Source organism: Flavobacterium sp. KACC 22758 (assembly GCF_028736135.1).
In the GTDB taxonomy this organism is placed as follows: Bacteria; Bacteroidota; Bacteroidia; order Flavobacteriales; family Flavobacteriaceae; genus Flavobacterium; species Flavobacterium johnsoniae.
In genome coordinates, this window is sequence record NZ_CP117878.1 from 1,949,890 (window position 1) to 1,967,619 (window position 17,730).

The 17,730-nt window shown below is 31.9% G+C and carries 22 protein-coding genes; 13 read left to right on the forward strand and 9 right to left on the reverse strand.

The features are described from left to right. Positions 1-62: 62 nt before the first annotated feature. Positions 63-605: a DUF1599 domain-containing protein gene (locus tag PQ462_RS08420; protein ID WP_073409187.1), complete on the reverse strand. Its 543-nt coding sequence runs from the start codon at positions 603-605 to the stop codon at positions 63-65. Positions 606-809: 204 nt separating this feature from the next. Here PQ462_RS08420 and folP point away from each other — a divergent pair, with 204 nt between their 5' ends. From folP to PQ462_RS08435, 3 genes are read left to right on the forward strand one after another with little or no spacing between them, the layout of a single operon-like run. Then, positions 810-1,634 (forward strand): dihydropteroate synthase, encoded by an 825-nt coding sequence (gene folP / locus PQ462_RS08425; protein ID WP_274253097.1) that lies wholly within the window; start codon positions 810-812, stop codon positions 1,632-1,634. Between the two features lie 29 nt (positions 1,635-1,663). Beyond that, positions 1,664-1,939 (forward strand): hypothetical protein, encoded by a 276-nt coding sequence (locus PQ462_RS08430; protein ID WP_274253098.1) that lies wholly within the window; start codon positions 1,664-1,666, stop codon positions 1,937-1,939. Between the two features lie 13 nt (positions 1,940-1,952). Beyond that, positions 1,953-2,585, forward strand: a complete 633-nt coding sequence (locus PQ462_RS08435) for a hypothetical protein (protein WP_274253099.1) — start codon at positions 1,953-1,955, stop codon at positions 2,583-2,585. Between the two features lie 31 nt (positions 2,586-2,616). On the opposite strand, the gene rlmH is transcribed toward PQ462_RS08435, so the two are convergent. The 7 genes from rlmH to PQ462_RS08470 form a co-directional block, all read right to left on the reverse strand. Then, positions 2,617-3,090 carry a 23S rRNA (pseudouridine(1915)-N(3))-methyltransferase RlmH gene (gene rlmH / locus PQ462_RS08440; protein WP_035648259.1) on the reverse strand — a complete coding sequence of 158 codons (474 nt, stop codon included), beginning with the start codon at positions 3,088-3,090 and terminating at the stop codon, positions 2,617-2,619. A 141-nt stretch (positions 3,091-3,231) separates the two neighbouring features. Next, positions 3,232-3,534 carry an antibiotic biosynthesis monooxygenase family protein gene (locus PQ462_RS08445; protein ID WP_274253100.1) on the reverse strand — a complete coding sequence of 101 codons (303 nt, stop codon included), beginning with the start codon at positions 3,532-3,534 and terminating at the stop codon, positions 3,232-3,234. A gap of 50 nt (positions 3,535-3,584) precedes the next feature. Continuing rightward, a complete protein-coding gene (locus PQ462_RS08450) occupies positions 3,585-4,997 on the reverse strand; it encodes an adenosine deaminase (RefSeq protein WP_274253101.1) in 1,413 nt (470 codons plus the stop codon). Between the two features lie 247 nt (positions 4,998-5,244). Further along, complete coding sequence (locus PQ462_RS08455; protein ID WP_274253102.1) at positions 5,245-5,529, reverse strand: GNAT family N-acetyltransferase; 285 nt, start codon at positions 5,527-5,529, stop codon at positions 5,245-5,247. A gap of 5 nt (positions 5,530-5,534) precedes the next feature. Beyond that, positions 5,535-5,930: an OsmC family protein gene (locus PQ462_RS08460; RefSeq protein WP_274253103.1), complete on the reverse strand. Its 396-nt coding sequence runs from the start codon at positions 5,928-5,930 to the stop codon at positions 5,535-5,537. A gap of 3 nt (positions 5,931-5,933) precedes the next feature. Continuing rightward, entirely contained in the window at positions 5,934-6,815 is an 882-nt protein-coding gene (locus PQ462_RS08465) for a pirin family protein (protein ID WP_274253104.1), read from the reverse strand. Positions 6,816-7,070: 255 nt separating this feature from the next. Then, positions 7,071-8,171 (reverse strand): DNA alkylation repair protein, encoded by a 1,101-nt coding sequence (locus tag PQ462_RS08470; protein WP_274253105.1) that lies wholly within the window; start codon positions 8,169-8,171, stop codon positions 7,071-7,073. Positions 8,172-8,376: 205 nt separating this feature from the next. Between PQ462_RS08470 and nadC the strand changes: the two genes are divergently transcribed. The 5 genes from nadC to priA all read left to right on the forward strand — a co-directional run bounded on the left by nadC (position 8,377) and on the right by priA (position 13,881). Further along, on the forward strand, positions 8,377-9,234 hold the full coding sequence (nadC, locus tag PQ462_RS08475; protein WP_274253107.1) for a carboxylating nicotinate-nucleotide diphosphorylase: 858 nt from the start codon (positions 8,377-8,379) through the stop codon (positions 9,232-9,234). 62 nt (positions 9,235-9,296) lie between these two features. Beyond that, entirely contained in the window at positions 9,297-10,220 is a 924-nt protein-coding gene (locus PQ462_RS08480) for a YihY/virulence factor BrkB family protein (protein ID WP_012025468.1), read from the forward strand. A gap of 1 nt (position 10,221) precedes the next feature. After that, positions 10,222-10,650: a DUF2147 domain-containing protein gene (locus PQ462_RS08485; protein ID WP_274253108.1), complete on the forward strand. Its 429-nt coding sequence runs from the start codon at positions 10,222-10,224 to the stop codon at positions 10,648-10,650. Between the two features lie 13 nt (positions 10,651-10,663). Continuing rightward, positions 10,664-11,410 (forward strand): subclass B1 metallo-beta-lactamase, encoded by a 747-nt coding sequence (gene bla-B1-FLAV / locus PQ462_RS08490; RefSeq protein WP_274253109.1) that lies wholly within the window; start codon positions 10,664-10,666, stop codon positions 11,408-11,410. A 23-nt stretch (positions 11,411-11,433) separates the two neighbouring features. Beyond that, positions 11,434-13,881, forward strand: coding sequence for a replication restart helicase PriA (gene priA, locus PQ462_RS08495; protein WP_073409200.1), 2,448 nt, complete (start codon positions 11,434-11,436; stop codon positions 13,879-13,881). A gap of 2 nt (positions 13,882-13,883) precedes the next feature. Here the strand turns inward: priA and PQ462_RS08500 are convergent, their stop codons facing one another. Next, positions 13,884-14,579 (reverse strand): LytR/AlgR family response regulator transcription factor, encoded by a 696-nt coding sequence (locus PQ462_RS08500; protein ID WP_071637338.1) that lies wholly within the window; start codon positions 14,577-14,579, stop codon positions 13,884-13,886. Between the two features lie 177 nt (positions 14,580-14,756). On the opposite strand from PQ462_RS08500, the gene rpsF reads away from it, so the two are divergent. The 5 genes from rpsF to PQ462_RS08525 all read left to right on the forward strand — a co-directional run bounded on the left by rpsF (position 14,757) and on the right by PQ462_RS08525 (position 17,301). Then, positions 14,757-15,098: a 30S ribosomal protein S6 gene (rpsF, locus tag PQ462_RS08505; protein ID WP_007810575.1), complete on the forward strand. Its 342-nt coding sequence runs from the start codon at positions 14,757-14,759 to the stop codon at positions 15,096-15,098. A gap of 5 nt (positions 15,099-15,103) precedes the next feature. Continuing rightward, positions 15,104-15,400 (forward strand): 30S ribosomal protein S18, encoded by a 297-nt coding sequence (gene rpsR / locus PQ462_RS08510; RefSeq protein WP_002987043.1) that lies wholly within the window; start codon positions 15,104-15,106, stop codon positions 15,398-15,400. Positions 15,401-15,468: 68 nt separating this feature from the next. Beyond that, positions 15,469-15,909, forward strand: a complete 441-nt coding sequence (gene rplI, locus PQ462_RS08515) for a 50S ribosomal protein L9 (protein WP_012025463.1) — start codon at positions 15,469-15,471, stop codon at positions 15,907-15,909. A gap of 139 nt (positions 15,910-16,048) precedes the next feature. Beyond that, positions 16,049-16,522, forward strand: a complete 474-nt coding sequence (locus PQ462_RS08520) for a DUF6495 family protein (protein WP_274253113.1) — start codon at positions 16,049-16,051, stop codon at positions 16,520-16,522. A 566-nt stretch (positions 16,523-17,088) separates the two neighbouring features. After that, positions 17,089-17,301, forward strand: coding sequence for a hypothetical protein (locus PQ462_RS08525; RefSeq protein WP_274253114.1), 213 nt, complete (start codon positions 17,089-17,091; stop codon positions 17,299-17,301). Positions 17,302-17,730: the final 429 nt, after the last annotated feature.

Here is a 17,730-nt window from a genome sequence, read left to right on the forward strand (position 1 = left end):
TAAATATTCAAATTCCAATATTAAACCTGGAATTTAGTCCCGATAGCTGTCGGAAGGAATTTCTATTTATTTATAGGATTTAGGATCAAAGCAAAAACAGAATAATTAATCATATCCTGATAATTAGCATCGATTCCTTCAGATACAATTGTTTTTCCTTTATTATCTTCAATTTGTTTTACGCGAAGCAGTTTTTGAAGAATCAAATCAGTTAATGAACTTACTCGCATATCGCGCCAGGCTTCGCCGTAGTCGTGATTTTTGGCTTCCATTAAATCTTTCGTCAATTTTACTTTAGCATCATATAATTCGGTTGCTTTTTCAACATCCAAATCCGGCTGATCTACAACGCCTAATTCAAGCTGAATCAAAGCCATGATAGAATAATTGATGATTCCGATAAATTCTCCTTTTTCATCTTCGTCAACTTTACGGACTTCGTTTTCCTGTAAACTTCTAATTCGTTGTGCTTTTATAAAAATCTGATCTGTCAGCGACGGCAGTCTTAAAATTCTCCACGCACTGCCATAGTCTTTCATTTTATTGATAAACAGGGTTCGGCAAACCTCGATTACATTATCAAACTCTTGGGAAGTATTCTTCATTTATATGCTGTATATTTGCTAAAATTTCTTCAAAAATAAGGATAATTTTTTAAGAGTTTCAAGTTTACGGTTCGCTTTGTTTCAAGTTTTTTCTAAACAAAGTGTTAACGGCAGTAACTTGAAACTGAAAAAATGTTTCAAGTTCTCGAACTTACGCAATCTGCATCAACTTGAAACTTTGAACAATTAAAAACTTGAAACAAAATGTTTATTAACTGCAAAGGCGAACTTATAGATTTATCGATTCCTAAAGTAATGGGGATTTTAAACGTTACGCCGAATTCTTTCTTTGATGGAGGGAAATATAAAAATGAAGACGAAATTATTTCGCAAGTAGATAAAATGCTTTCTGAAGGCGCAGCATTTATTGATATTGGAGCTTATTCCAGTAAACCAAGCGCTGAATTTGTAACCGAACAAGAAGAAATCGACCGAATTGTTCCTGCAATTGAATTGATTTTAAAGCACTTTCCAAAAACGTTATTATCAATTGATACTTTTAGGGCTGAAGTCGCAAAAGCGAGTATCGAAAGCGGTGCGGCGATAATAAATGATATTGCGGCGGGCGAATTAGATGATAAAATGTTTGATGTTATCGCAAAATATAACGTTCCATATATTATGATGCACATGCGAGGAAATCCGCAGACGATGCAGAGTTTGACACAATACGATGATATTATAAAAGAAATGTTTTTCTATTTTTCTGAAAAAGTAAAACAAGCAAGGTCATTAGGAATCAATGATTTAATGTTAGACCCTGGTTTTGGATTTGCTAAAACAACGGATCAGAATTATGAAGTCATGCAGAAAATGGAGCTTTTTAATCTTTTAGAATTACCTGTTTTAGCAGGGATTTCAAGAAAATCAATGATTTATAAAACGCTGGATATTACACCGCAAGAAGCTTTAAACGGAACAACGTTTCTAAATACTATTGCTTTGACAAAAGGTGTTAAAATTCTCCGTGTGCATGATGTAAAAGAAGCAGTAGAATGTGTTACTTTGTTTTTGAAGTTGAATATGTAAGCGAATAAGTATTTATTTTTAACTGAATTATGGAAAAAGAAGAAAAAAAATATGATATAGATTTTATACAAAAAGCACATAAAGGGAGTTCATCTCATAAGGAAGAAATTTTAAAAGGAGATTTATGTGGGTGTTTTCATTGTAAAAAAGTGTTTTTTGCTAAAGAAATCAATGAATGGATAAAAGAAAAAGAAGGAGAAACTGCAGTTTGTCCATTATGTGGTATAGATTCTGTTTTGAGTTCTCAATTTCCTGTAAGTGATAATAATTTTTTAAAAGAGATGAATCGATATTGGTTCTCATAATTTATAATTTAAAATGAAATACTTCTCTATACTTATAATCTGCCTTTTGTTTTCCTGCGGAAAAAAAGAAGATGTTTTACTTCCAAAATCAAATATTTCAATTGTAAAAGATGTACAAGATCATTCGCCGATTTATATTTTCTTTAAAAAAGAAGGAAAAGATACAATTGCCGATTTGAATAGAAAAAGTGCTATTATTTCAACCAATTGGATTTTAAATATCGACAAACGTTTGCCATTAAAAGTCGTAATTCCGCAGGTAATAAAAATGCAGGAAAAAAAGCGTAACGAGAAAATGCACCAAAACGAAGAATCTGAAAATTATTATTCTTATGCAGATTCTATTGGAAAGAATTTGGCTTTTCTGCCTTTTACGAAAGTGTTTTATAAAATGGAAAAACCAAGTAGAGAAAATTTTGTTGTTTACTTTAGAAAAGGGAAAAAACAAGTTTTCATGGGAAATAAAGAAATACAAATATCAAATATACTAAAGTATTTTTATAGTATTAAGTTCCAAAGTGTACCAGATTTGGTATTTTTCTTTGATAAGAACATGAGTTATGAAGAATACATTCAATATAAAATTCTACTGCAAAAAGATGTAACTTATAATCTTGATAAACTTCCGGTAGAATTCATCTTTTAAACCTGAAACAAAGAAAACCTGAAACAAGAAATTATTGATGATGATAAGGTTCGTTGCGTAAAATTGTAAATCCGCGGTACAATTGTTCAATAAAAAATAAGCGAACCATTTGATGCGAAAATGTCATTAGCGAAAGCGAAACTTTTCCCTGCGCTTTTTTATAAACCGTTTCAGAGAATCCGTAAGGACCGCCAATTACAAAAACCAGTGTTTTTACACCAGAATTCATTTTCTTTTGGAGTTCTTCTGAGAAACCAACACTAGAGAAGGTTTTTCCGTTTTCATCCAATAAAATAAGCTGATCAGTTGCTGAAAGTTTAGACAGAATCAGTTCGCCTTCTTTTTCCTTTTGCTGGCTTTCAGATAAGTTTTTTACATTTTTAATGTCAGGAATAATTTCCAGATCAAATTTGATATAAAAGGACAAACGTTTGGTATAATCGTCAATCAAAGTTTGAAGAGATTTATTATCTGTTTTGCCTATAGCGATAAGTTTTATATTCATTATATTTTTCTTTTGCCACTAATTGCACTAATTAGCACGAATTTATTTTTTTGCCACAGATTTCACAGATTGAAACAGATTACATTATTTAAATTAAAAAAAATCCTTTTAATCTGTGAAATCTGTGGCAAAATAAAAACACTATTTTTTGTTTTCAAAAACCGTTTCAAAATGTTCTACAATTGGAAAAGGTTCGTAATAATGATGTAAAATTTTCTTCCACTCTAAATATGCTTCAGAAGTTCTAAAACCTACTGTAAGATCTTCAAGTGTATTCCAGTCGACCAATAAAAGATATTTGTTTTCAACCTCAAGACATTTTTCTAATCGATGTCCTAAATAGCCATCGATTGATGAAATGTATTGGCTTGCTTTAGTAAAGTCAGCTTCAAATTGATTAGCTAATTCTGGTTTTACGTAAAGAAATGCGGTTTCTAATATCATAGTTTACTGTTATCAAACCCGACAGGTTTTAAAAACCTGTCGGGTTTCGTTTAGTTGTTAAACTTCGCTTCAAAAGTTTTAAAACGGTTGTCTAAATCTTTGATTAATTGCTTTTTTACCGAAGCATCTTGAATAAAACTGTAATTGATGCTGTTGTAAACGTATTTTTTTATTGTTTCATAACTTACGTCAGGATATCTTTTTGCTAGTAAAACATATTGTTCTGTCATATTGCTTCTTAAAATTCCCGCATCGTCTGTACTGATTACAATTGGCACATTAAATTCTTTGTAAAGCGTAAACGGATGTCTGTTTTCTTTTACCTTCAAAATGAATTCGTTGCTCACTAAATTGATTTCAATTGGAATGTTTTTTTGAGCCATATATTTCAATAAATCATACGAATTGGCTTCGTAAGCGATATCAACTCCGTGACCAATTCTGTTTGCACCGGCAACATAAATCGCATCGTTAATGTGCCACGTCAATTCTTCTGGTTGAACCAATCCTAAAGTCAATTCACCCGCATGAAGCGTATATTTTACGTCTGGAAATTTAGAATGACAGTATTTAAACATTACCATGTGAAGCCAGTAATCTTTCATAGAAGTCTGCCCGTGTTCTGGAGAAACGATGTTTACACCAGCAGTCAGTTTACTTTCGTTTGACGAAATAAAAGCAATAACCAAGTTTTTGAATAAATCTACCGGTTCCATAAAACGAAGTACAAAGTTTTGATAACGCATGGTGAATTTTTCATCATCCATTTTTAAATCCTTGTGCAGTTTTGCTATGAAATTAGTATTGAAATCATCAGCATATTTTTTAGCGTCTTTTTTCTGAAGCGATTTATACAAATCATCTAAAAGTTTTAGAACTGCTTTTTCGTCTTTTTGATCAGCAGATTGGCGAAGTTTTGTATTGAAATCAGCTAAATCTGAAACATTCATATCGCATGGAATTGTCGATAATTGTGTTTCGATATAACTTACATTTTCGGCAATGGCACGTTTTTTCAATTCGAGCATTCCTTCTGCAAAATGACCTTGAATTGTGGGTTCAAATTTCATGAAAGAATCAAAAAACTGATCGTCAGAAGGTACAGAGCCATTATAATCTTTTACCGACCAAGTCTGCATAATCTGCTGTTCGTAATAGTCTAGTTTTCCTTTGTTTTTAAGAGATGAGAAATTTTCCCAGTTTCCGTTTGCAGGTTTGGTTTTAGAAACTGCCATAGTTTCTAAATTCAAATAAAAGTCTTCTGCAATCGCTCTTTCTAAAAGAGGTTCTGCATAAACTGATCCTGAAAAATGGTGGTGTAAATCGCCTCCTTTTGGCATTTGTTGAAAAAAAGCTGTTAAGAGAGCTTCATTATTTCTGATTTTTTCTAAATAACTCTCAGCTGATTGAGAAAAGCCGATTTGTGCTATAAAAATACAGAAAAGCGTAATTATCCTTGTCATACTCTAAGTTTAAATTACATGCAAATATACGAGTTTTCGGAGAATTTTGAAAATTTGTTTTTTGTTGTTGTGGGTTTTACCGCAAAGTTCGCAAAGTTTTATTCCAGCTTGACTTAATATAAACGCAAAGTTCGCAAAGCTTTGCTTAAAAAACTTTGCGAACTTTGCGTAATTCTTTGCTCCCGATAGCTATCGGGATTGCGGTTAAAAAAAACTTAGAACCTTAGCATCTCAGAATCTTAGAAACTCAAGAAAAAAGTACATCACGAATTTCCTCAACTTTATCAAAAACGCTTTTAGCAAATGGACAAAGCGGAATAATTTTTAAGTTGTTTTCTCTTGCATATTCTACGGCAGCCATAACCAATTTTTTACCAACACCTTTTCCGTTAAATTCTGGGCTTACTTCGGTATGATCGATAATAAATTTTGAATCTCCTGCCCAGGTGTAGGTCATTTTTCCAGCTTCTTTTCCGTCTTCTATGGCTTCAAAATAGCCTTTTCTTATATCGTTTATTTGTTGAATTTCCATGTTTTTTATACTAAAGAAGTTTCTATTTTAATTGTATTTATTAATGTTTTGTGTACAGGACAACTGTTTGCAATTTTTAAAATTCGTTGTTTTTGAGCATCGTCTACATTGCCAGTAATTAAGATTTTGGTTGAAAATAAAGAAACAGTATGTTCTTCATTCTTTTCAAAATCTACCCAGATAGAAAGCTCTGAAACGTCCCAAGCTTTGCGGTCAATATACATCCTCAATGTAATTAAAGTGCAGGAAGCTAGAGATGAAGCAAGAAGTTCAAAAGGACTAAAACCTAAATTTTTCCCGCCCATTTCTTGAGGTTCATCGGAGATTAGAATATTACCTGATTTAGAAGTTATTTCTGTACGATATTTTCGTGTGTCTATTGTTGCTTTAACTGTATCCATAAGTTATTTGATTCTTGGTTCAGGTAATGGAACAAATTCAGTTTCGCCCGGAACTTTTGGGAAAGTTTGTTCTGTCCAGTCTTTTTTAGCCTTTTCGATGAGGTTTTTATCAGATGAAACGAAATTCCAAAAAATAAAATGTTCTTCTGGAAATGGCTGTCCGCCGAAAATATATACTGTCGAATTTTCAGCGATTTCAAATTCGCAAAGAGAAGCTTCAGTTGTAATTAAAATTTGTCTCGGATCGTAAGTATGTTCGCCGTTTTTGATGCTTCCTTCTAAGATATACAAACCGCTTTCGCCGAATAAATCTTTACCAATATTAATTTTCTTAGCCTCTTTACTCTTAATTTCAATAAAATACAACGGACTATAAACCGGAACTGGAGATTTTTTACCAAAAGCTTCTCCTGCAATCAATTTGTATGAAACGCCGTCTTCTTCCCAAGCTGGAATATCATCTGCTTCAACATGAGTGAAATTCGGATCCATTTGCTCTAATTCTTTTGGTAGCGCAACCCAAATCTGTAATCCGTGAAGCATTTTATCTGAATGTCTTAAATATTCTGGAGTTCTTTCAGAATGTACGATTCCTTTTCCGGCCGTCATCCAGTTTACTGCTCCCGGTTTTATTTCCAATTCTGTTCCTAAACTATCGCGATGCATAATGCTTCCTTCAAACAAAAATGTCAAAGTAGAAAGTCCGATATGTGGATGCGGAGGGACATCCATATTTTCATGATCACTTAAATGTGCAGGTCCCATATGGTCGATAAAGACAAATGGTCCAACTGCTCTTTTTTCGCGGAAAGGTAATAAACGACCTACCATAAAATTGCCAATATTGGCAGCACGTTCTTCGATAATTAAACTAATATTTGACATGTGGTATTTTTTATTTGATTTGAAAACAAAATTACAGTGGTGATATAAATCTGTAACTTAATTTAGATTAAGAAAAGTTGTTTTTGGATTTTTGAATTATAAAAGTAAGGAAAACCTCCGAATAATTTATTTCATTTTTGTTATTGTAAAGTGAAGTGTATTTTTGTCAGACTGAGCGAAGTCGAAGTCCCGCATGCTGAATCACTTTGCGAGACTTCGACTTCGCTCAGTCTGACAACACTAAAGATATTCTGTTTAATCAATCAACTCAAACTCCAAAACTTCACTCTCTGTCCCATTAATAATAATAGACAATTGATGAATTCCAGTATGAAAAACTCGCGTTGTAATGAGCTTAAAAGATTGATTTCTTTCGACCTTAGTTAGTTGATTTGGATGATAAATTTTCTCACTGATTTTAAAGACTTTTTTTGCCAAATGTCCTTTTGCTTTTTTATAATGCACAGCATATTCTAAACGAACTGTTTTTGGTTCTTCGTTTTTATTGTTTAAATGAAAATGAAACTGCAGGTAATCTCCAATTTTCACAACAGGTGTTTTAATTTCAAAAGACGAAAGTTCAATATTGGTGCTTTCTAAACCATAATGACTTAAAATTTCAGGATGTCCTTGTTTTAATAAAGTTCGGCTTCCGTGTTTGATAATCCCATCAGTTTCTTTGCTGCGGCCTTTCCATCTGGAAGCGATTTCTAATACAATCTGAGGATTGTCTTTTGCAATATCATTTAAGTTATTGGCAACACTTCTTCGGACATATTCTGAAGGATCATTTTTTAAATTCTCTAAAATAGGAAGAATAGAGGAGGGATCTTTTTTAAGAAATGGAATCGCCATAGCCCACGGTAATCTTGGGCGTGAACCTTCGCTGGCCAAACGTCGTACATGATGATTTTCGTGTAAAGACCATTTTGTCATTTCGTCAATCATTTTCTCTTTATATTTTAAAATAAAAGGACGAACGGCAAATTCACAGCTTATAAACTGCGTTATAGATACAAAGGCTTTCGCCGAAGTTTCAAAATCGTCTAAACCGTACATTTCGATATAATCGGCAAAGAAAATAAAAGCCAAATTGCTGTCAGCAAAGTTGTTTTTTCTTAGATTTTCTATGATTTTATCAATTAGGGAAACGGCTTCTGGAAAGTTTTGAGGCATAAACTGATGAAAAACAAATGTTGTATGTTTCATTCTTTCTTTCCATTCTTTCTGGGCAAAATCCCCTTCATAAATCGCTTCAATAAATTTTTGTTTATCGAATGCAGGATATACTTCGACAACTGCCTGACTAAAATTTTCGTAAAAAGAAACCGAGTAAATATCTTTAATTAATCCCATGATTTTTGCTTGATTGAACTTCAAAGATATTTAATTGAAAGCTTATTCAGAGATTAAGTTTTGTTAAGAATTGTAACTTTATTTTTCTGAATATCTTAATGGTTAAAAAAGAGATATTTAATGTTTTGTATAATTTTTCATGTTATCGGAATTTTCAAATCCATAAAATAAGTTCTAATTTAGCATTATTATTAAAAATAGAAAAATGATAAGCGAAGCTCAATTTCAAGCAGAATTACAACTTTTAATAAAAAATGCTATTAGAGAAGATGTTGGCCCGGGCGATTACAGTTCACTTGCCTGTATTCCAGCTACAGCTCACGGTCAGGCGAAACTATTGGTAAAAGATCAGGGAATCATTGCCGGTGTTGAACTTGCCAAGATGATATTTGAACATGTTGATCCAAAATTAAAAGTTAAAACTTTTATAGAAGACGGAACACATGTAGAATACGGCGAAGTTGTTTTTGAAGTTTCAGGAAGCTCGCAATCTATTTTAAAAGCCGAAAGAGTGGTTTTGAACACCATGCAGAGAATGTCTGCAATTGCGACAAAAACAAACCATTTAATGGAGCTTTTGGAAGGAACAAACGCAAAAATTTTGGATACACGCAAAACGACTCCAAATTTTAGAGTGGCTGAAAAATGGGCTGTAAAAATTGGAGGCGGCGAAAATCATCGTTATGCTTTGTACGATATGATCATGCTGAAAGACAATCATATTGATTTTGCCGGCGGCATTACTCGTGCTATTTCTAAAACAAAAGAATATTTAAAAGAGAATAATCTTGATTTGAAAATTATTGTAGAAGCTCGTAATCTGGATGAAATCAGAGAGATTTTATTAAGCGACGGAGTTCATAGAATCTTGATTGATAACTTTAATTATGAAGATACTAAAACGGCAGTGAATTTGATTGGTTCAAAATGTCAGACAGAATCTTCTGGAAATATCAGCGAAAAAACAGTTCGTGAATATGCTTTATGCGGTGTAAATTATATTTCGTCTGGCGCTTTGACACATTCTGTATATAATATGGATTTGAGCTTGAAAGCCTTTTAAATTGTTAATTGTAAATTATCAATTATTAATTAAAAATCTAAGAAGTCTAAAAACCTAAGTATATGTCGAAAGAAATAGAGGATCGGATTGAAAAACTGCCTGTAATACGCAACGCAGCCCGACTTTTAAAAAGAATTAAGCTCCCTTGGTTAGAGGGATTTTCTTTGTATGATTTACTTGAAATGTACACTTTAGGGATTCTTGAAGGTGCTTTTTCATATCATGCAAGTGCTGTTTCTTTCAGCTTTTTTATGGCTTTATTTCCTTTTGCTTTATTTATTTTAAACTTAATTCCGTTTATTCCGATAGATAATTTTCAGGAAGATTTCCTGCAGTTTGTACAGCAGAGTGTTCCTCCAAATACGTATGATGCTATTAGTAAAATTATCAGCGATATTTTAAATAATAGCCACTCCGGCTTATTATCGTCGGGTTTTTTACTTTCTATTTTTTTGATGGCAAATGGTATTAACGGAATTTTAAGCGGTTTTGAATCGTCTAAACACGTTTTTGATAAGAGAGGCTTTTTTAGACAATATTTGGTTGCTTTGGCTATTTCACTTGTTATGACTGTAATTTTGTTTGTAACTGTGGCTACAATTGTAGTTTTTGAGGTTTTTATTCAAAAAACAATTATTCAGGATGTATTAAGCGATCGTATTCCGCTGATTATTTTAGGGCGATATTTATTCGTTATTCTGATGATTTTGATAACATCTTCAATATTATTGCGTTATGGTACAAAACAGTACAATAAAGTGCCTTTTATCAGCATTGGCTCTGTTTTTACAACGGTCTTAATTGTTATATCTTCGTTCTTTTTTGGGATTTGGGTTATAAAATTCTCAAAATATAACGAACTTTATGGTTCAATTGGGACATTATTAATTCTAATGTTTTATATTTGGATAAACTGTATGATTCTGCTTTTAGGGTTCGAATTGAATGCTTCTATCAGAAAATTAAAACAAAAAAAAGAAAAATAATATGAAAAATTTGATGCTAACTATCGGAGTGTTCTTCTTTGCGCTGACCATGCAAAGTCAAAGTGTAATTGGAAAATGGAAAACCATTGATGATGAAACTGGCGAAGCAAAATCCGTTGTAGAGATTTATGAAAAGTCAGGAAAAATATACGGAAAGGTTGTAGAGATACTGCGCGAGAACCATAAAAAAGATCTTTGTGTAAAATGTGAAGGAGCTGAAAAAAACAAACCAATTTTAGGAATGGTTATTATAAATGGTTTAAAAAAAGACGGTTCAGAGTATAACGGAGGAACTATTTTAGATCCTACAAGCGGTAAAAAATACAAATGTTATATTTCATTAGAATCTGCAGATAAATTAAAACTTCGCGGTTATGTTGGAATTTCTTTAATGGGAAGAACACAATACTGGACACGAGTGAAAAATTAATTCAAAATAATACATGCGAAAATTAGCTTCGATAATTTTATTCTTAGCCGCGGTTTCAAATAGTTTGGGACAATCTAAGAATTCGCCATTACAAATAAGTCATCTTACAGGTGACTTTTATGTTTATAGAACTTTTAATGATTATAAAGGAACTAAGATTTCTGCCAATGCTATGTATGTCGTTACAGATAAAGGCGTTGTGCTTTTTGATGCGCCTTGGGATAAAACACAGTTTCAGCCGTTATTAGACAGCATAAAAGCAAAGCACAATAAAGATGTTGTAATGCTTTTTGGCACGCATTCTCATGAAGATCGTGCAGGAGGATTTGATTTTTACAAGAAAAAAGGAATCAAAACGTACTCCATTAAACTGACTGATGATATTCTTAAAAAGAATAATGAACCAAGAGCAGAATTTATAATTTCAAATGATACAACATTTACTGTTGGAAATCATACTTTTGAAGTTTATTACCCAGGAAAAGGACATGCTCCTGATAATATTGTAGCATGGTTTAAAAAGGAGAAAATTCTTTACGGAGGCTGTTTTGTGAAAAGTGCAGAAGCAGTGGATTTAGGTTATCTGGGTGATGCTGACGTTAATGAATGGCAGAAATCTATAAAAAAAGTGCAGGCAAAATTCAAAAAACCGGCTTATATAATTTCGGGACATGATGACTGGACTAGTAAAGAATCTTTAAATCATACTTTCAAACTGGTTAACGAGTATTTGGCTCAAAAATCTGTCGGAAAAAAGTAACTTTGCAATCCTATATATAGTACATGTTTTTTATCGAAGTTATTTTACCGCTTTCCTTAGCAAAAACCTTTACATATCGTGTTTCTGAGGCTGAATTCCATTTTATTAAAAAAGGAATGCGGGTAGCGGTGCCATTTGGTAAAAGCAAAATTTATACAGCACTTGTATTAGATATACATGAAAATGCGCCAACCTTATATGAAGCCAAAGAAATTCATCAAATTTTAGATGAAAGGCCAATTGCAACCGAAATTCAGATTAAACACTGGCTTTGGGTGGCTAATTATTATATGTGTGGTATTGGCGATGTATATCGCGGCGCTTTTCCAACGGGATTACTGTTGGAAAGTGAAACTATTGTTTCGCACAAACCAGATGTTGTTGTTAATGATTCTGAACTTTCTGATGATGAATTTTTAATTTATGAAGCGTTACAGCATCAGAGTTCGCTTAAAGTTCAGGAAATAGCTTCTATTTTAAACAGAAAAAATATCCTGCCAATTCTTCAAAAATTAATAGCAAGAGATATAATTTTTCTGGAAGAAGAAATAAAAGAAAGTTATAAGCCTAAACTGGTTCGTTATGTTAAGCTGCATTCAAAATACGAAACAGATCAAGGTTTAGGAAGCCTGCTTGATATTCTGAAAAATGACAAACAAAAAGAAATTGTCTTAGCTTATTTTCAAATTAGTGCTTCAGAAAAAAAGCCTGTTACTGTTAAAAAATTAGTTGAGGTTTCTGGTTCGAGTTCTTCTGTTGTGAAAACCTTGGTTAAGAATGAAATTCTTGAAGAATATCTTTTGCAGCAAGACCGTGTTTTGTTTACCGGAGAAAAATCGGAAAAAGAATTATTGTTAAGTGAAGCGCAGCAAAATGCTTTTACAGCAATAAAACAAAGTCTTACTGAAAAAGAAGTCTGTTTGCTTCATGGTGTTACTTCGAGCGGGAAAACAGAAATTTATATAAAGCTAATCGAAGAATATCTGCATACAGGAAGACAGGTTTTGTATCTGCTTCCTGAAATAGCTCTTACCACTCAGTTAGTTTCTCGTCTGCGTCTTCATTTTGGAGACAAAGTTGCTGTTTTTCATTCAAAATACAGTAATAATGAAAGAGTTGAGGTTTGGAAACAGACACTTGAAAATTCTGAAAAAGCGCAAATAGTCATAGGAGCAAGATCGGCTTTGTTTTTGCCTTTTAATGATCTTGGTCTGCTGATTGTTGATGAAGAGCATGAGCAGACTTTTAAACAAACAGATCCGGCACCAAGATATCACGCCAGAGATGCCGCAATTGTATTAGCAAATTTTCATAATGCTAAAGTTTTACTTGGATCTGCAACACCAAGTATCGAGACTTATTTTAATACCCAGAATGATAAATATGGTTTAGTAACGCTTACTGAACGCTATAAAAATGTTCGAATGCCCGAAGTTGTTTTAGTCGATTTAAAAGACAAACATTTTAGGAAGAGAATGACAGGGCATTTTAGTGATCTTTTAATAGAAGAAATTACTGAGGCCTTGTCTTTGGGTGAACAAGTGATTTTGTTTCAAAACAGAAGAGGATATTCACCTATAATAGAGTGTTTGACCTGCGGACACGTACCTCATTGCCAGCAATGCGATGTGAGTTTAACGTATCATAAGTTTAAAAATCAGCTGCGTTGTCATTATTGTGGATACGCTATTGCAAAACCTACGAATTGTCATAGCTGTTCAAGTATAGATTTAACCACAAAAGGGTTTGGAACAGAGCAGATAGAGCAGGAGCTGGCATCACTTTTTCCAAAAGCAAAAACGGCACGTATGGATCAGGATACAACACGCGGTAAATTTGGTTTTGAAAAAATTATCGATACCTTTAAAAATCGAGAAATAGATATTCTTGTCGGGACGCAAATGCTGGCCAAAGGGCTTGACTTTGATAATGTAAGTCTGGTTGGAATCATGAATGCTGATAATATGCTGCATCATCCGGATTTCAGGGCTTTTGAACGCAGTTTTCAAATGATGACTCAGGTTGCAGGAAGAGCAGGAAGATCTGAAAAGCAGGGAAAAGTTGTTATTCAGACCTATAATCCAAATCATAATACAATTCAGCAGGTTACAAACCATAATTATAATGGTATGTATAAGGAGCAGTTGTATGACAGGCAGATCTATAAATATCCTCCTTATTTCAGAATTATAAAACTTACTATAAAACATAAAGATTTTGATAAGCTGAAAGAAGGTTCAATGTGGCTGTATCAGGTTTTAAGCCAAAATCTAAATATACCTGTTTTAGGTCCTGAAGAACCGGCAATCAGCAGAATACGAAATGAATATATCCGAACAATTTTAATTAAGATTCCGCAGAATATGCATTTGGGTAATACAAAAAAAACTATTCAGAAAATGTTGAATAGTTTTGAAGCTGTTGCTCAGTACAGGGCTATAAAAGTGGTTGTAAATGTCGATTTTTATTAAAATTACGACGTTGACAAAGCTTTAACTAAATCTTCTTTTTTGTTTCGGCTAAGCGGAATTTTAGTGATGCCGATTTCAGCAAATTTACTATTGAAACGTTCAACTTTATCAATATTAATAATATATGATTTGTGAACGCGTATGAATTTGTCTTTTGATAAATCATTTTCAAAAGATTTCATAGTCGAAAGTACCAGGTTACTGTCGTCTTCAGTAACTACTCTCACATAATCCCCAAAAGCTTCAATCCATTTGATTTTTGCAGTGAAAATTTTAAGTTTTTTAAGGTTGCTTTTTATAAAAATATGCTCTCCTTCTTCTTCTTTAACTTCTTTTTTCAGTAAATGCATATCGATTGCCCTTTTTACAGAAGCATTAAAACGGTCTACAGCAATTGGTTTCTGCAGATAATCAGTAGCATCATAATCAAAAGCTTTTAAAGCATATTCTGCTTTAGAAGTAATAAATATAATCTGCGGTTTAGATTTTAAACCGTCAAGAAAGTCAAAGCCGTTAATAACCGGCATTTCTATATCAAGAAATATTAAATCGATATTATTAAGTGAGATACAACTTTTTGCTTCTATTGCATTAGAAAAATCCCCGATTAAGTGCAAACCTGGGTGATTATTAACTAATTTTGCAATAATTGTCCTCTGTATAGAACTATCATCTACAACAACACAGTTTAGTTTCATAACATTTAAATTTAGAATAAATTCAGGATAGCAGTAGTAAATGTATTATTTTTTTGGAAAAAAAACTAAAATGAGCGCATATTTTTTGCATTATGACGAATAAAAGGAAAAAAGTGTTGTATATCTAAATATAATGATTACTTTTGCACCCAATTTTAACAAATAAATTTTTTATTTATGAATCATTATGAAACTGTTTTCATTTTAAATCCCGTTTTATCTGAGGTTCAGGTGAAGGAAACAGTAACGAAATTTGAAGAATTTCTTACTAGTAGAGGAGCTGAAATGGTATCGAAAGAGGATTGGGGTCTGAAAAAAATGGCTTACGAAATCCAAAACAAAAAAAGTGGTTTTTACCATTTATTCGAATTCAAAGTAGCTGGAGAAGTTCTAATTGCTTTTGAAACTGAATTCAGACGTGACGAAAGAGTTATGCGTTTCTTAACTGTAAGTTTAGACAAACATGCTATTTCATGGGCGGAAAGAAGAAGAGCAAAATTAAAATCTACTAAAGCGTAATTATTATGTCTACAATCGAACAATCTGCAAAAGGAAAAAAAGACGGAGATATCAGATATTTAACGCCTTTAAACATTGAAACTAACAAAACTAAAAAGTATTGCCGTTTCAAAAAATCAGGAATCAAATACATCGATTATAAAGATGCTGATTTCTTATTGAAATTCGTTAACGAGCAAGGAAAAATTCTTCCACGTCGTTTAACTGGAACTTCATTAAAATACCAAAGAAAAGTTTCTGTAGCTGTAAAAAGAGCTCGTCACTTAGCTTTAATGCCATACGTGGCCGATTTATTAAAATAGTATATAAAAATCTAGTCGCTGGTTTCTGTTAAAGCAGAACCTAACTTCTAAAATATAAGGACAACAACATGGAAATTATTTTAAAACAAGACGTACAGAACTTAGGATTTAAAGATGATGTAGTATCTGTTAAACCTGGTTACGGTCGTAACTTTTTAATTCCTCAAGGATTCGCTACATTAGCAACTCCTTCTGCTAAAAAAGTTTTAGCTGAAAACCTAAAACAAAGAGCACACAAAGAAGCTAAAATTGTTGCTGATGCTAAAGCATTAGCTGAAACTTTAAAAGCTCTTGAAATTAAACTTACTGCAAAAGCTGGTGGAGAGAAACTTTTTGGTTCTATCACTAACATCGATATCGCTGAAGCTTTAGAGAAATCTGGTAATGCTATCGATAGAAAATTCATCACTAGCGGTGTTGTAAAACGTATTGGAAAATACAATGCTACAGTTCGTTTGCACAGAGATGTAATCGTTGAATTACCATACGAAATTGTTGCTGAAAAGTAATAGTTTTAAAAACTATATAAAAATCCCGATGCGAATCGGGATTTTTTTGTTTAATACAAGATCTATATTAATAATTAGAATTATTGCTGGCGGTTTATGGCATATTGCTTAAGGCCTGCAGCGTAAAGCCTAAAAACAAATGAAATACGCTAGATTAACAAAAGAGCAATTTGATGAATTGCACGCTGAATTTGCCAGCTTTTTAGCAACTCAGGCAATTGATAAAGCAGAATGGGATTCTCTTAAAATAAATAAACCTGAAGTTGCAGAACAGGAGCTGGATGTTTTCTCTGATTTAATTTGGGAAGGTGTTTTAGGAAGAGCTGAGTTTTTAGAGCACTTTTCTAAAAATCATATTTTTTTATTTCAATGTTTTGATACTCATGTTCAATCTATAGTATTGAAATCATTAGTTCCTGAAACTGATTTTTTGACCAAAGAAGGTTTGCAGTGGTTAAGTGATAATATGTTTACTGAAAACATTGAAATGAAAGTAGGAAAAAAAGTGTTTACAGAAGAGAGAAATGCTTCTATTTTTGAATTGATTAAACAAGGGGCTTTTTTAAGCGATGGTCAATTATTTACGCAAATTAATACAATTTTAGAATCGTAGTGTGTAAATAGTTCATTTTCAAAATTTTATTAAGGGGTAAGCAGTATTGTTAAAATGTTTACCCTTTTTTATTTTTTTAACTTTTGTTTAGACTTTTTTGTTTTTTATTACCCGTATTTTTACCTCTTTTTTTAATAATATTCAAAAAATTAAGATTTTAAACAGAAATCAATAATTTGAATGTGTGTTTAATGATTATTGTTAAAATTCAATCGTTTTAAATTAATTTATTGTAGTATTAAACCTATAATTATTAAAATTAACATAAAAATTATAATTATTTTAAAGTCCAAAAACAGGTGTTTTTTCTATTAAAAACTCCGTTTTTTCTTATATTCCTTCCGTTTTAGTAGTTTTCGAAATTTATCCTCTTTCAAAAAAATAAGAATTTTATGCTTGTTTTATTATTTTGTTTTTTATAATTTTAGAATAGAAAAGTTAAACAAAATATTGGCTCCCATTTTTATCATGTTTAATATAAAGCCAATTTAACTTTAAAAACAAAAAATAGGATAGTATAAATTGTAATTAATTAGACTTTAAATAATAACTTAATTCGCCTGCTTATGGAACTGACAATTACTTTTTTTATCAAGTTTGCATTAGGTTTTCATATTATTTCAGCTTTAATTTTTATTATTTTGAAGAAAACCAAACTTCTTCATCCTGTAAGTTTTGCTTCTCTTGCAAATAACTTTTTTCAAAAGTTTTCAATATTCCATTTTCATTATTTAAAATTTGGCCGACGACGTTATGTCGATGACAATATTCTGCATTAAATATTTTGTTTAATGCTAAACATTCTAATGTTTAATTTATTCAATTGTTGAGTTTTTATTTTAAAGTAATAAAATTCATAGAAAGAGTAATCAACTTTCTATAAGAGATTGAAAAGGCTAAATGTTATCAAATTAAATTCTCCCCTCCATAACTGATTTTCTTTAGGAAAATTATTTAAACAGATCACTTCATTAAGAAGATGGTGCGGATCAATATTGTCTAAAATTTACGGAATATTTTATTCCAAGAAGATAAAAATTTCTGGTTTGTATGTTTTTTAAAACATACGGTGTAATAATTTTTTTTTGAAAATTTAAACTATAGTCTTTATGTGCTAAGGATTTATTATAGGGTTTAACTAATTGATTTTTAACGTTTTTTTTAATTGCCTAAGCATACGTGCTTATCGCAGCAGGTGTTTTATTGTC

Bases quoted from the DNA above. Each gene is read 5' to 3' on its own strand.
- PQ462_RS08420 (WP_073409187.1), bottom strand. From the start codon at position 605: ATGAAGAATACTTCCCAAGAGTTTGATAATGTAATCGAGGTTTGCCGA.
- folP (WP_274253097.1), top strand. From the start codon at position 810: ATGTTTATTAACTGCAAAGGCGAACTTATAGATTTATCGATTCCTAAA.
- PQ462_RS08430 (WP_274253098.1), top strand. From the start codon at position 1,664: ATGGAAAAAGAAGAAAAAAAATATGATATAGATTTTATACAAAAAGCA.
- PQ462_RS08435 (WP_274253099.1), top strand. From the start codon at position 1,953: ATGAAATACTTCTCTATACTTATAATCTGCCTTTTGTTTTCCTGCGGA.
- rlmH (WP_035648259.1), bottom strand. From the start codon at position 3,090: ATGAATATAAAACTTATCGCTATAGGCAAAACAGATAATAAATCTCTT.
- PQ462_RS08445 (WP_274253100.1), bottom strand. From the start codon at position 3,534: ATGATATTAGAAACCGCATTTCTTTACGTAAAACCAGAATTAGCTAAT.
- PQ462_RS08450 (WP_274253101.1), bottom strand. From the start codon at position 4,997: ATGACAAGGATAATTACGCTTTTCTGTATTTTTATAGCACAAATCGGC.
- PQ462_RS08455 (WP_274253102.1), bottom strand. From the start codon at position 5,529: ATGGAAATTCAACAAATAAACGATATAAGAAAAGGCTATTTTGAAGCC.
- PQ462_RS08460 (WP_274253103.1), bottom strand. From the start codon at position 5,930: ATGGATACAGTTAAAGCAACAATAGACACACGAAAATATCGTACAGAA.
- PQ462_RS08465 (WP_274253104.1), bottom strand. From the start codon at position 6,815: ATGTCAAATATTAGTTTAATTATCGAAGAACGTGCTGCCAATATTGGC.
- PQ462_RS08470 (WP_274253105.1), bottom strand. From the start codon at position 8,171: ATGGGATTAATTAAAGATATTTACTCGGTTTCTTTTTACGAAAATTTT.
- nadC (WP_274253107.1), top strand. From the start codon at position 8,377: ATGATAAGCGAAGCTCAATTTCAAGCAGAATTACAACTTTTAATAAAA.
- PQ462_RS08480 (WP_012025468.1), top strand. From the start codon at position 9,297: ATGTCGAAAGAAATAGAGGATCGGATTGAAAAACTGCCTGTAATACGC.
- PQ462_RS08485 (WP_274253108.1), top strand. From the start codon at position 10,222: ATGAAAAATTTGATGCTAACTATCGGAGTGTTCTTCTTTGCGCTGACC.
- bla-B1-FLAV (WP_274253109.1), top strand. From the start codon at position 10,664: ATGCGAAAATTAGCTTCGATAATTTTATTCTTAGCCGCGGTTTCAAAT.
- priA (WP_073409200.1), top strand. From the start codon at position 11,434: ATGTTTTTTATCGAAGTTATTTTACCGCTTTCCTTAGCAAAAACCTTT.
- PQ462_RS08500 (WP_071637338.1), bottom strand. From the start codon at position 14,579: ATGAAACTAAACTGTGTTGTTGTAGATGATAGTTCTATACAGAGGACA.
- rpsF (WP_007810575.1), top strand. From the start codon at position 14,757: ATGAATCATTATGAAACTGTTTTCATTTTAAATCCCGTTTTATCTGAG.
- rpsR (WP_002987043.1), top strand. From the start codon at position 15,104: ATGTCTACAATCGAACAATCTGCAAAAGGAAAAAAAGACGGAGATATC.
- rplI (WP_012025463.1), top strand. From the start codon at position 15,469: ATGGAAATTATTTTAAAACAAGACGTACAGAACTTAGGATTTAAAGAT.
- PQ462_RS08520 (WP_274253113.1), top strand. From the start codon at position 16,049: ATGAAATACGCTAGATTAACAAAAGAGCAATTTGATGAATTGCACGCT.
- PQ462_RS08525 (WP_274253114.1), top strand. From the start codon at position 17,089: ATGGAACTGACAATTACTTTTTTTATCAAGTTTGCATTAGGTTTTCAT.